The following is a 13,436-nucleotide window of genomic DNA, read 5'->3' on the forward strand; positions in this document are numbered from 1 at the left end:
ACAGATAACGGACCTGACGCACCGATTCGCACCAGAATGGAACGATTCGCCGCAAAAGGCCTGTGTTCGCGGCGGCCTGTCAGCCTTCCCGTGCCTGATCCCTTGTGCAAGGCTTTGCGCGGCGGCTTCGGCGCCTCGGCGGCGGACTTTTGCCGGTGCCGCATCTGTAGCGAACTTCCCCCGTTTTCACCTTGTCGGGCGGTCCCTCGCGAGCCGCCGCTTTTGGAAAATCTGAATGAAAGCTTCCCGTTTCTTTATCGGTACCCTGAAAGAAGCTCCGGCAGACGCCGAAATCGTCAGCCACAAGCTCATGGTGCGTGCCGGCATGATCCGCCGCGTCGCCGGCGGCATTTATAACTATCTGCCGATCGGCCTGCGTTCGATCCGCAAGGTGGAAGCCATCGTGCGCGAGGAAATGAACCGGGCGGACGCGATCGAATTGCTGATGCCGGCCGTGCAGCCGGCCGAGTTGTGGCAGGAGTCGGGCCGCTGGGAGAAATACGGCCCCGAGTTGCTGCGTTTCAAGGACCGCAAACAGTCCGATTTCGTGATCGGACCGACCCACGAAGAAGTGGTGACGGACATCGCGCGCAATCAGATCAAAAGCTACCGTCAGTTGCCGGTGAACTTCTATCAGATCCAGACGAAGTTTCGCGACGAAATCCGCCCGCGTTTCGGCGTGATGCGCGGCCGCGAGTTCATCATGAAAGACGCGTACTCGTTCGATAAAGACGCGGCGGGCCTGCGCGAGACGTATCGCAAGATGTATGACGCGTACGTGCGCATTTTCACGCGCCTCGGCCTCGATTTCCGCGCGGTGGCGGCAGACAACGGTTCGATCGGCGGCAGCGGCTCGCATGAGTTCCATGTGATCGCCGAAACCGGCGAGGACGCCATCGCCTATTGCCCGACCTCGGAATTCGCCGCAAACGTCGAAGCGGCCGAAGCGCTGCCGCTGTACGCCGAGCGCGCGGCTCCGGCCGAGGACCTGAAAAAGACGGCCACGCCCGGCAAGGCGAAGTGCGAGGCCGTGGCCGAATTCCTGAATATTCCACTCGAGCGAACCATCAAGTCGATCGTGCTCGCAAGCGAAAACGAAGGCGTCGAGCCGACCATCTGGTTGCTGATGCTGCGCGGCGATCACGATCTGAACGAGATCAAGGCGAGCAAGCTGCCGGGCCTCGCCGACTTCCGCATGGCGACCGAGGCGGAAATCATCGAAACCTTCGGCACGCCGCCGGGCTATCTCGGCCCGCTGAACACGAAGAAGCCGGTCAAAGTCGTCGCGGACCGCACGGTCGCGAACATGAGCGACTTCGTGGTCGGCTCGAACGAATTGGACTACCACACCACTGGCGTGAACTGGGGCCGCGATCTGCCGGAACCGGTTGTCGCGGATATCCGCAATGTGAGGAAGGGCGACCCGTCGCCGGACGGCAAGGGCGAAATCGACATTTGCCGCGGCATCGAAGTCGGACATGTGTTTCAGCTCGGCACCAAGTATTCCGAAGCGATGAACGCAACCTGCCTCGACGAAACCGGCAAGCCCCAGCCCATGGAAATGGGCTGCTACGGCATCGGCGTCACGCGGATTCTGGGCGCCGCGATCGAACAGAATTTCGACGAGAAGGGGATCATCTGGCCGGAATCGATTGCGCCGTTCGAAGTCGTGCTGTGCCCGATGGGCTATGACCGCAGCGAAGCCGTGCGCGAACAGGCCGACAAGCTGCACGCGGAGCTGGTCGAAGCGGGCATCGACGTGATTCTCGACGATCGCGGCGAGCGCCCCGGCGTGATGTTCGCCGACTGGGAGCTGATCGGCGTGCCGCATCGTCTCGTGATCGGCGACCGCGGGCTGAAAGACGGCAAGCTCGAATATCAAGGTCGCCGCGACGCCGAGGCGACCTTGCTGCCGGTCGAAGACGCCGCGCAAACGGTGATCGCGAAAGTCCACGCGGCGCTGGCGCGCTAAGCGGGGCGGACGGTGGAGTACACCTTCCTGTCCGCGACCATCCTGCTGATTCTGATCACCGATCCGCTCGGCAACATTCCGCTCTTCATCAGTTGTCTGCGCGGTGTGTCGCCCGAGCGGCGCACCGCCGTGATTCTGCGCGAGGTCGCGATCGCCTTTGCGATCCTGCTGGTGTTCATGGTGGTCGGCGACGCGTTTCTGCGCATGATGAGTCTCACCGACCAGTCATTGCGCATCGGCGGCGGAATCGTGTTGTTTCTGATCGCGCTGCGCATGGTGTTTCCGCATCCGGATGGCCCGTTCGGCGGCGACACGCGCGGCGGCGAGCCGCTGATCGTGCCGCTCGCTATTCCGGCGCTGGCCGGACCGTCGGCACTCGCCACGGTGATGCTGCTGACGTCGCAGGCGCCAGGCAAAATGTTCGAGTGGATCGGCGCGCTGACCGTCACGATGGTCGTGTGCGCAGTCGTGCTGATGCTGGCCGAACGCATTCAGGCGTGGCTCGGCGAGCGCACCATGATGGCGTTCGAGCGGCTAATGGGACTCGTGCTCGTCGCGATTTCGGTGGAGATGATGCTCGGCGGAATCCGCGCGTTTGTGCATCAACTGTAAAGCCGGCGGTTTTGCCAATGCGTTATTGCCAATAAAAAAGCGGCCCGTGGGCCTAATGCCGTTCAGTTAAGGTTTCTTTTAAGGACTCGAACGGTATAACGGGACGGTCGCGATTTGACGGCTCGGGCGCAACTGCGCGCGGGCCGTTTCTCATTGGGAAGTTGTTTGAGCCGCTCGCGCAGGCGCTTGAGCAGCGCGGGCAGTTTGCCGTACGAGCGCGTCACGGCCGCCCAGGTCATTTCGTACTGGAAAGTGTGGAACGCGCGGGTGAAGCTCAGTTCATCGGGCGCGTGCCCGGCGTCGATCGCCGCTTTGGCCATCTCCAGGCGGATCAGGTTATAGGCGATCAGGGCGCCCCAGAATTCCTGATAGACGCCTTCCACGGTCTGGCTGCGAAGGGTCAGCTCCATGCCCAGCATCGACTGCTTGAACTCGTGGTAGCTGGTCTCGATCTGCCAGCGACGCTCGTAACACGACACAATGTCGGCCGCCCTGAAACGCCTTCGATCGGTCAGGGACGTCAGCAGCATGCGTTGCCGCCCACTTGCATCCACGGCGAGCACGGCGCGCGCCTGCCAGAATTCAGGCAGTTCGGGGCACTTCGTGCGGGCCTGCGGTGAGACGCGCATACGCACGATCTGGTCACCGTCGCGCCCGCTCACGACCTCGTACCAAAGATTGGATTTGGCCGGGATGATGTAATGCCGGTTCTCACCGCCCGAGACCAGATTGCACAGGAGTTGGGCCGACATGAACCCCCTGTCGAATACGGTGATGGAATGGGCCGGCACACGGGCAACGAGTTCGCGCGCAGAGACCATTTCGTTGATGTTGTAAGGCCCGAACACCGCATCACGCACCAGATGCGTGGCAAGCGCGGTGAGCGTAACCGCACGCAGTTGGGGATAGCTGCCAATGCGGCCATGAACGGCGACCGAGGCGCCGAAATGCCTGCGGTTGGCGGCACTGTCGGCGGTGCGCAGCGTGGTGCCATCCATCGCGAACAGCGAGAATCCCTTGATCATCGACGACCTCGCTGATCGACTGGTGCCGGTACAGCGCGAGCGCGATCACAAGCCAGACGACCTGTTGCGCGGGCAGTCGACGCCGACGAACGCTGGCACTGCCACTCGCCTGTACGGCAGACTCGATCCATTCGTACGGCAGGTGCTGACCCAGCCGTCCCCATTCGAGCGGCGGCTGTGATTCGACAAGAAGGCGCAGATCATCAACCAGCATGGCGATGCAAGTTAACCTCGCCGCGCCCCGTTTACAACTACTTTGCGCCGGAAACAAAAATGCCGTTCAGTCGCTTAACTGAACGGCATTACCACGCATTGGCGTGGGTTTTTTTCGCCGTGTGCGCCGTGTGCGCGACGCAACTTCCGGCAAGCTCAAACCAGACTGCAACCAGCCTCAAGCGCCTTCGGTCAGCGCGCGAATGGTCGGCAGGTTGCGCCAATAGCCTTTCGCGTCCATGCCGCAGCCGAACACATAGCGGTCCGGCACTTCGAAGCCGCAGTAATCCGGACGCAACGGCTTCGCCTTCGGAATGATCTTCTCGCACAGCACGGCGCTGAGGAAGCGCTTGGCGCCCATCGCGAGAATGCGGTCGCGGATCGCAGCCATCGTCTCGCCTTCGTCGAGGATATCGTCGAGCACCAGCACCACGCGATCCTTCACCGACTCGGCGGGCGCGACGCGCCATTGCATCTCGTTGCTGCCTTTCGTGGTGTTGCGATAACGGGTCAGGTGGATGTAATCGAACTCGAGGGGGAAATCGAGGTGCGGCAACAGCATGCCGGTGAACACCGCCGCGCCGCCCATCACCGACAACACGAGCGGGAAGTCCTCGCTCATTTCGCTGCGGATAGCGGTCGCCATGCCGCTGATCGACGCCTTGACGTCGTCGGCCGAAACGATTTCTTCGGAGTGGCTGAAAATGTGGAGAGCTTCTTCGCGGTTCATGACGTCTGACGGGCGGTGACTGTATACATAGTGTGAGTGAGAACGCCCCGAAGGCCGTTCTCTTTCGGGACGGCGGCCGCAGCTCGGGTGCGAGACCCGCGCGCCGCTGTCTTGCTAAAGCTTAGCGCATGCCGGGCAACATGCCTTTCATGCCGCGCATCATCTTTTGCAGATTGCCGCCCTTCAGCTTCTTCATCATGGTGCGCATCTGGTCGTACTGGTTCAGCATGCGGTTGACTTCCTGCACCTGCACGCCCGCGCCCGCGGCGATGCGGCGCTTGCGCGTGGCCTTGATCAGATCGGGCTTGGCGCGTTCGAGCGGCGTCATGGAATTGATGATGCCTTCCATGCGGCGCATCTGCTTTTCGGCCTGGCTCATGTCGGCGCCGGCGGCGGCTTGCTGGAACTGCGCGGGCAGCTTGTCCATCAGCGACGACAGGCCGCCCATGCCCTTCATTTGCGTCAGTTGCGCGCGGAAATCGTTGAGGTCGAAGTCGCCGCCCTTCTTGACCTTGTCGGCGAGTTTCTGCGCGGCCTGGACGTCGACACCCTTCTGCGCTTCTTCGACGAGCGCGAGAATGTCGCCCATGCCGAGAATCCGGTTCGCCATCCGATCCGGATAAAACACTTCGAGGCCGTCGAGCTTTTCCGCGACGCCGACGAACTTGATCGGCTTGCCCGTGACGTGGCGCACGGAAAGCGCCGCGCCGCCGCGCGAGTCGCCGTCGAGCTTGGTGAGGACCACGCCGGTGAGCGGCAGCGCGTCGCTGAACGCCTTCGCGGTGTTGACCGCGTCCTGGCCGAGCATCGCATCCACGACGAAGAGCGTTTCCGCCGGCTTCAACGTGCTGTGGAGCGCGGTGATTTCCTGCATCATTGCTTCGTCGATACCGAGGCGGCCGGCCGTGTCGACGAGCAGCACGTCGTGATAGTGACGCTTCGCCCAATCGACGGCGGCGCGCGCGATGTCGACCGGTTTCTGATCGGGCTCCGACGGGAAGAAGTCCGCGCCGACCTGCTCGGTCACCGTCTTCAACTGCGCGATAGCGGCGGGGCGGTAGACGTCGCACGAAACGGTCAGGACTTTTTTCCGGTACTTTTCGCGCAGCAGTTTGGCGAGCTTGCCGACCGTGGTCGTTTTACCGGCGCCTTGCAGGCCCGCCATCAGGATGACGGCCGGCGGCGTGACGGCGAGATTCAGCTCGGACGCCTTGCCTTCGTAGTCGCCGCCGATCACCGCGGTCAGCTCGCGCTGCACCACGCCGACGAGCGCCTGACCCGGCGACAGGCTGCTGATGACTTCCTCGCCGAGCGCCTTTTCCTTCACTTTCGCGATGAACTCGCGCACGACGGGCAGCGCCACGTCCGCCTCGAGCAGTGCGAGACGCACTTCGCGCAGCATTTCCTGGGTGTTCGCCTCGGTGAGCCGGGCTTCGCCGCGCAGCGTCTTGACGACGCGCGCCATCCGTTGAGTCAGATTGTCGAGCATGGGGAGCGATGAACAGTGCGGCCCGGGCGGGCGCGAAGTGGAAGACGTCGCGGAGCAGGGGCCTAGTGTAAACTTCGAATATGGATATTGTACTGTATGCCCTCACCGCGCTCCTCTACGGCGGACTTGCCGTGGCCGGCTGGCGCTCGCATCGGCACGCCGCGTCGCGCCCCGTGCTGGAAAGCGTTTCGCCCATGCCGGCAACCGCCACGGCGGGCGGCCACGCGCGCGCCGGGTTGGCCGGCGCCGCCGCGTCGGGCATGAGTTCTTCTGGCCGCGCGTTGCTGTTCGTCGCGCTGCTCGCGCACGGCGTGCTGCTGCACACCACGATCTTCCCGCAAAACGCCATGGTGTTCGGCTTCGCGTTCGCGCTGTCCGCCATGTTCTGGCTCGGCGCGGGCATCTACTGGATTGAAAGCTTTTTCTTTCCGCTCGACGGACTGCGTCTGCTAGTCCTGCCGCTCGCCTGCGTCGCGTCGCTCTTGCCGCTCGCGTTCAACGGCGTGCGCGTGCTGCCGTATTCGGCCGCGCCCATGTTCAAGCTGCACTTCCTGATTGCCAACATTGCCTATGGTCTGTTCGCCATCGCGGCGCTGCACGCCATTCTGATGCTGCTGGTCGAACGGCGTCTTCATGCCATGCGCGGCGGCATCGCGCAGCGGCATGCGCCGGCGGCGGGCAACGGCTGGCTGTCCAGCTGGCTCGACACGCTGCCGCCGCTGCTCACGCTCGAAAAGCTGCTGTTCCGTCTGATCGGCGCGGGCTTCGTGCTGCTCACGTTGACGCTTCTGTCGGGCATTCTGTTTAGCGAGCAACTGGTCGACCGCGCGCTGCGGCTCGATCACAAGACCGTGTTCGCGATTCTTTCCTGGCTGATGTTCGGCGCGCTCCTGACGGCGCGCAAGGTATCCGGCTGGCGCGGCCGTGCCGCATTGCGCTGGGTGCTGGCGTCGTTCGTCGCGTTGTTGCTGGCGTACGTCGGCAGCCGTTTTGTTTTCGAGGTGCTGTTGCACCGTGCTGTAGTGTGAGCGTCCCATGCGACAAATATTTCTGCTGATCCTGTTGTTCGTCGTCGGCCAGTGGCTGGTGAAGGCGCTGCGTCGTCATGACGCGCACGCGGCGCAACGCACGGGCGCCGCGAACAGTGCCAACGGTGCAAATAGGGCAAACGGCGCGGCGCGTCCCGCCGAGCCGCCGCAGCTTGCCGAGCCGATGATCCGTTGCGTCGAGTGCGGCGTGCATGCGCCGAAGAGCGACTCGGTGATGGTCGCCGGTCAGACGTTCTGCAGCGCCGCGCACGCGCAGCGGCACGGCGCGCGCCCCACGGGCCGCGACGCTCGATGAGCGTCGAATTCGCCGTCGACGCAGACGGTTGGGTCGAAGCGGCCCGCAAACTGCCATCGCCGAATTACGAATCACGGCCGCAAGGCGCGGTGCCCTCGTTGATCGTGGTTCACAACATCAGCCTGCCGCCCAACGAGTTCGGCGGGACGGCGATCGCCGAACTGTTCCAGAACACACTCGATTGCGACGCGCATCCGTACTACGACGCGCATCTGCGCGGCGTGCGCGTGTCCGCGCATTTTGTGATTCATCGCGACGGCGCGCTCGAACAGTTCGTGTCGTGCAACGAGCGCGCGTGGCACGCGGGGCCGTCGAATTTTTTCGGCCGCGAGCGCTGCAATGATTTCTCGATCGGCATCGAGCTGGAAGGCAGCGACACCACTGCTTTCGAGGCGGCGCAATACTGCACGCTCGGCGCGCTCGTGAACGCGCTGAAGGCGCGCTATCCGATCGAAGCACTCGCGGGACACTCCGACATTGCGCCTAGCCGCAAGACCGATCCCGGTCCTCATTTCGAGTGGCCGCGTCTTAAGCGCGACACGTCGCTCGCGGATCGGTATTTCCCCTATCTCAAGTTTTCCAGCGCGTCGTAACGACCCTTCACGCGAGTTCGCCCGATGCGAGGAGAGCAAGGCGGAGCCTCGCTCTCCGGGGAGACGGCTGCGCGTCGCGCGAGCCAAAAGTCAATACGTGCAAGGCAAATAAAACCGTTTGAACTGTCTTGAAAGTCCACTATACTTGGTGCCACAAACTGAGTTGTGCACTAGATGTTGTGTTCCCCTGTGCATAACCATGTGAATAACCGAGTGCACAAATAGTGCATAAAGCGTGAATAAGTCCGCGGCGCCCCGCTCTCAGAGCACGGCGCCGCAAGCATTCCGGGCAGCACAAAAAAATTCCTGCGGGGCGGCCGGTCCAGACCAACCGGCGGCATCCAGAAGTATCGGTAGCACCCAGGAAGAGGGGCCACAAAAATGATCGCGACACCTACCACGAAGACCGTCATCAATTCGAATCAGGCTTCAACGCAGTCGCGTTCCGGCATCCGGCCCGGCCGGTCTTTTTCCTGCACCTCCTCGCATGCGCACGCGGCGGCGCAGCGTTCGTTTTAATCCGCGGCAATCGCCGCAAACATTTCCAGGACCAGGAGCTTTGCACATGCAAACCACCGACAATGTGACGACCCGGTATGAGGGCTCACCGACTGGCCAGTCTTTCGGCCAGGCACAAGGCGCTCAAGGGCTCGCGCCGCAAGCGACCTACGCCGACTACAAGGTGATCCGTCGTAATGGCAGCGTGGTGTCGTTTGAACCGTCCAAGATCGCCATCGCCGTGACGAAGGCATTTCTGGCCGTCAACGGTGGTCAAGGCGCGGCGTCGGCGCGTGTGCGCGAGCTGGTCGAGCAACTGACGCAGAACGTCGTGCGCGCATTGCTGCGCAGCCGTCCGAACGGCGGCACGTTCCACATCGAAGACATTCAGGATCAGGTCGAACTCGCGCTGATGCGCGGCGGCGAGCACAACGTCGCGCGTGCTTACGTGCTGTATCGCGAGAAGCGCACGCAGGCGCGCGGCCATGACGAGCAGGCGGCCGGCAGCGCGCCGGGCCTCAACGTCACCGACAACGGCGTGACGCGTCCGCTGGATATGGCCGCGCTGCGCGGCATCATCGAGTCCGCGTGCGCGAACCTGGGCGACGCCGTGAGCGCCGAGCCGATCGTCGCCGAAACGGTGAAGAACCTGTACGACGGCGTGCCGATGAGCCAGGTCTACGACTCGGCCATTCTCGCCGCGCGCACGATGATCGAAAAAGATCCGGCCTACAGCCAGGTCACCGCGCGCATCCTGCTGCACACGATCCGCCGCGAGATTCTCGAAGAAGAAGTCACGCAAGCCGAAATGGGCGAGCGCTATGCCGAGTACTTCCCGCAGTTCATCAAGCGCGGCGTGCAAGCCGAGCTGCTCGACGACAAGCTGCTGCAGTTCGACCTGAAGCGTCTGGGCGCCGCGCTCGACAACAACCGCGACCTGCAATTCGGCTACCTCGGTCTGCAAACGCTGTACGACCGTTACTTCCTGCATCACGACAACGTGCGCATCGAAATGCCGCAGGCATTCTTTATGCGTGTCGCGATGGGTTTGTCGCTGAACGAGATCGACCGTGAAGCGCGCGCGATCGAGTTTTACAACGTGCTGTCGAGCTTCGACTTCATGTCGTCCACGCCGACGCTGTTCAACTCGGGCACGCGCCGCTCGCAACTGTCGTCGTGCTATCTGACCACCGTCGACGACGACCTCGACGGCATCTACGAAGCACTGAAGGAAAACGCGCTGCTCTCGAAGTTCGCCGGCGGTCTCGGCAACGACTGGACGCGCGTGCGGGCGCTCGGCTCGCACATCAAGGGCACCAATGGCAAGTCGCAAGGCGTCGTGCCGTTCCTGAAGGTCGTCAACGACACGGCGGTCGCCGTGAACCAGGGCGGCAAGCGCAAGGGCGCGGTGTGCGCGTACCTGGAAACGTGGCACCTCGATATCGAGGAATTCCTCGAACTGCGCAAGAACACCGGTGACGACCGTCGCCGCACGCACGACATGAACACGGCGAACTGGATTCCCGACCTGTTCATGAAGCGCGTGATGGAAGGCGGCGACTGGACGCTGTTCTCGCCGTCCACCTGCCCGGATCTGCACGACAAGTTCGGCGCGGAATTCGAAGCGGCTTACACGGCTTACGAAGACAAGGTCGCGCGCGGCGAGATCAAGCTGTTCAAGAAGATTCCGGCTGCACAACTGTGGCGCAAGATGCTCGGCATGCTGTTCGAAACCGGCCATCCGTGGATCACGTTCAAGGACCCGTGCAATGTGCGTTCGCCGCAGCAACACGTCGGCGTCGTCCACTCGTCGAATCTGTGCACGGAAATCACGCTGAACACGAGCGACGCCGAAATCGCCGTCTGCAACCTGGGCTCGGTGAACCTCGTCGCGCACCTGAAGGAACAGGCCGACGGCACGCTCGCGCTCGATCACGACAAGCTCAAGCGCACGGTCAGCGTCGCGATGCGCATGCTCGACAATGTGATCGACATCAACTACTACGCGGTGGCCAAGGCGCGTAACTCGAACCTGAAGCACCGTCCGGTCGGCATGGGCATCATGGGCTTCCAGGACTGCCTGCATCTGCTGCGCACGCCGTACGCGTCGGAAGAAGCGGTGGCGTTCGCCGACACGTCGATGGAAGCGGTCTGCTACTACGCTTACTACGCGTCGACGGAGCTGGCGGAAGAGCGCGGCCGTTACTCGAGCTACCGCGGCTCGCTGTGGGATCGCGGCATCCTCCCGCAAGACTCGGTCAAACTGCTGGCCGAAGCGCGCGGCGGCTATGTCGAAGTCGATTCGAGCGAATCCATGGACTGGACGCAACTGCGTTCGCGCATCGCCACCTACGGCATGCGCAACTCGAACTGCGTCGCCATCGCGCCGACGGCGACGATCTCGAACATCATCGGCGTGTCGGCTTGCATCGAGCCGACATTCCAGAACCTGTATGTGAAGTCGAACCTGTCGGGCGAGTTCACGGTGGTCAACGACTACCTGGTGCGCGATCTGAAGGCGCGCGGCCTGTGGGACGAAGTGATGGTCGCCGACCTGAAGTACTTCGACGGCACGCTCTCGCGCATCGACCGCATTCCGACCGACCTGCGCGCGATCTACGCGACCGCGTTCGAAGTCGATCCGAAGTGGCTGGTCGAAGCGGCGTCGCGTCGTCAGAAGTGGATCGACCAGGCGCAGTCGCTGAACATCTACATGGGCGGCGCATCGGGTAAGAAGCTCGACGAGATCTACAAGCTCGCATGGGTGCGCGGCCTGAAGACCACGTACTACCTCCGCACGATGGCGGCAACGCACGTCGAGAAATCGACGGTCGCTCACGGCGCGCTGAACGCGGTCAGCTCGGGCGGCGGTGAAGGTTCGGGCGGTGCGGCAGGTGGCGCGGCCGGCGGCTTCGGCGCAAGCGGTGGCGCGGCCTCGGGCGGCATTCAGGCAGCAGCGGCGGCACCGGCGGTCGCAGTCGAAGCAGCGCCGGAAGCGGATGGTCCGGTGTGCATGATGCGTCCGGGCGACCCTGGCTTCGACGAGTGCGAGGCTTGCCAGTAAGCGGCGAGCAGCAAGCGGGTTCGTTGTTTGCTGACGGGTGGGTGATGGGTCGTAGGTAATCACCCGCATGCAGCGATCGACGAACCCGCTAGAGATGAAGCAGATGTAAAGCCGAAGAGCGGCGCGGCGAGCGAGATGGAAGAAAGAGGCGCGGCCGCATCGCACATCGAAAGCAGCGCAGCAGTAAGTCAGCACCTCACGACGCGCGCGACACATGCAAGGCGCGCGCTTCACGAAAGCCTCGTTCGATGAGGCGAGCGTCACTAGTCGGTCACATGCATCGCTCGACATTGCATTGAACTTCATCTCGCTAGCGCTGACGAATCGGCAACGCGCAACACGTGCGAGACACAGCAAACGCACTCCGCAATACAGATAGATAGAGCAGCGAAACGTCGCATGAACACGTTGCTCTTCGACTCGCGAAGCACCTCGACAACACACGTTCAACACGCTGCACATGAGGTGATGCACACACTCTGTTGAACAAAGTGTTGTATGAACGTAGCAACGCGATTCGAAAACAGGATTTTTCGCGAGCGAGCCCTTTTATCGCTCGTGAAAAGATGGTACAAACCGTTCTAAATTGATGGTGACATTTATGCTCAACTGGGATGACGAGATCACTGCCGTAACTCCCTCGAGCGCTACGCAACAGAACGTGTTGCGCAACGCTGCGGGATCGGCTGTCGGTTCGCAAGCCGGATCGCGTTCCGCTCCTCATGCTCCCTCGGCTCAAGACATCTTCGCGAACGACATCGCTGTCGCTCCCGTTGCTTCCGCTGCCGGAACCCCCGCGGTTTCCGAAGCGCGAGTGAATGTCGCCGACAAGCGCATCATCAACGGCCAGACCGACGTCAATCAGTTGGTGCCGTTCAAATACAAGTGGGCCTGGGAAAAGTATCTGGCTGGTTGCGCCAACCACTGGATGCCACAAGAAGTGAACATGTCGCGCGACATCGCCCTCTGGAAAGACCCGAACGGTCTGACCGAAGACGAGCGCCGCATCGTCAAGCGCAACCTGGGCTTCTTCGTGACGGCCGACTCCCTCGCCGCCAACAACATCGTGCTGGGCACCTACCGCCACATCACGGCGCCCGAATGCCGCCAGTTCCTGCTGCGGCAGGCGTTCGAAGAGGCGATCCACACGCACGCCTATCAGTACATCGTCGAATCGCTGGGCCTCGACGAAGGCGAGATCTTCAACGCGTATCACGAGGTCTCCTCGATCCGCGCGAAAGACGAATTCCTCATTCCGTACATCCACGTGCTGACCGATCCGGCCTTCAAGACCGGCACGCTCGAAGCAGACCAGACGCTGCTGCGCTCGCTGATCGTGTTCGCCTGTGTGATGGAAGGTCTGTTCTTCTACGTCGGCTTTACGCAAATCCTGGCGCTCGGCCGCCAGAACAAGATGACCGGCGCCGCGGAACAGTATCAGTACATCCTGCGCGACGAGTCGATGCACTGCAACTTCGGCATCGACCTGATCAACCAGATCAAACTCGAAAACCCGCAACTCTGGACCGCTGAGTTCCGCGCGGAAATCCGCGAGATCTTCCAGCAGGCGGTCGAGCTCGAATATCGTTACGCAGAAGACACGATGCCGCGCGGTGTGCTTGGCCTCAACGCGTCGATGTTCAAGAGCTATCTGCGTTTCATCTGCAACCGCCGTTGCCAGCAGATCGGTCTCGATCCGCTGTACCCGAACGAGGAAAACCCGTTCCCGTGGATGAGCGAAATGATCGACCTGAAGAAGGAGCGCAACTTCTTCGAGACGCGTGTGATCGAATATCAGACTGGCGGCGCGCTGACCTGGGAGTGATCCGGGGCCGTGTCGTAGATGCATTCATCGATGGGGATGCCGTGGGCCTTGGCCGCGGCAATTATGTTTAG

General features: G+C 62.5%; 9 protein-coding genes and 1 pseudogene. 7 read left to right on the forward strand and 3 right to left on the reverse strand.

All coding sequences use genetic code 11. The features are described from left to right. Positions 1-235: 235 nt before the first annotated feature. Together VOM14_RS04215 and VOM14_RS04220 are read left to right on the forward strand one after the other, a co-directional pair. Complete coding sequence (locus VOM14_RS04215) at positions 236-1,972, forward strand: proline--tRNA ligase (RefSeq protein ID WP_327627498.1); 1,737 nt, start codon at positions 236-238, stop codon at positions 1,970-1,972. 12 nt (positions 1,973-1,984) lie between these two features. Next, entirely contained in the window at positions 1,985-2,584 is a 600-nt protein-coding gene (locus tag VOM14_RS04220; RefSeq protein WP_327627499.1) for a MarC family protein, read from the forward strand. 62 nt (positions 2,585-2,646) lie between these two features. Here VOM14_RS04220 and VOM14_RS04225 read toward each other — a convergent pair. The 3 genes and pseudogenes from VOM14_RS04225 to ffh form a co-directional block, all read right to left on the reverse strand. After that, positions 2,647-3,823: pseudogene (locus VOM14_RS04225) on the reverse strand (IS4 family transposase). A gap of 177 nt (positions 3,824-4,000) precedes the next feature. Further along, positions 4,001-4,552: a hypoxanthine-guanine phosphoribosyltransferase gene (locus VOM14_RS04230; RefSeq protein WP_327627500.1), complete on the reverse strand. Its 552-nt coding sequence runs from the start codon at positions 4,550-4,552 to the stop codon at positions 4,001-4,003. Between the two features lie 121 nt (positions 4,553-4,673). Further along, the gene (ffh, locus tag VOM14_RS04235; protein ID WP_327627502.1) at positions 4,674-6,041 is read right to left on the reverse strand and encodes a signal recognition particle protein; all 1,368 of its coding nucleotides are present in this window, start codon (positions 6,039-6,041) and stop codon (positions 4,674-4,676) included. Positions 6,042-6,121: 80 nt separating this feature from the next. Between ffh and VOM14_RS04240 the strand changes: the two genes are divergently transcribed. The 5 genes from VOM14_RS04240 (at position 6,122) to VOM14_RS04260 (ending at position 13,365) form a co-directional block, all read left to right on the forward strand. Beyond that, positions 6,122-7,069 carry a cytochrome C assembly family protein gene (locus tag VOM14_RS04240; protein WP_327627504.1) on the forward strand — a complete coding sequence of 316 codons (948 nt, stop codon included), beginning with the start codon at positions 6,122-6,124 and terminating at the stop codon, positions 7,067-7,069. A 7-nt stretch (positions 7,070-7,076) separates the two neighbouring features. Further along, a complete protein-coding gene (locus VOM14_RS04245; RefSeq protein WP_327627505.1) occupies positions 7,077-7,385 on the forward strand; it encodes a PP0621 family protein in 309 nt (102 codons plus the stop codon). Next, positions 7,382-7,978: a 1,6-anhydro-N-acetylmuramyl-L-alanine amidase AmpD gene (gene ampD, locus VOM14_RS04250; protein ID WP_327627506.1), complete on the forward strand. Its 597-nt coding sequence runs from the start codon at positions 7,382-7,384 to the stop codon at positions 7,976-7,978. The genes VOM14_RS04245 and ampD overlap by 4 nt, the downstream gene beginning before the upstream one ends. Positions 7,979-8,543: 565 nt before the next feature. Further along, entirely contained in the window at positions 8,544-11,540 is a 2,997-nt protein-coding gene (locus tag VOM14_RS04255) for a ribonucleoside-diphosphate reductase subunit alpha (protein WP_327627507.1), read from the forward strand. Between the two features lie 601 nt (positions 11,541-12,141). Next, the gene (locus VOM14_RS04260) at positions 12,142-13,365 is read left to right on the forward strand and encodes a ribonucleotide-diphosphate reductase subunit beta (RefSeq protein WP_327627508.1); all 1,224 of its coding nucleotides are present in this window, start codon (positions 12,142-12,144) and stop codon (positions 13,363-13,365) included. The last annotated feature ends 71 nt before the right edge of the window (positions 13,366-13,436 follow it).

Origin of the sequence: Paraburkholderia sp. MPAMCS5, assembly GCF_036016995.1 — a bacterium.
Classification (GTDB): domain Bacteria; phylum Pseudomonadota; class Gammaproteobacteria; order Burkholderiales; family Burkholderiaceae; genus Paraburkholderia.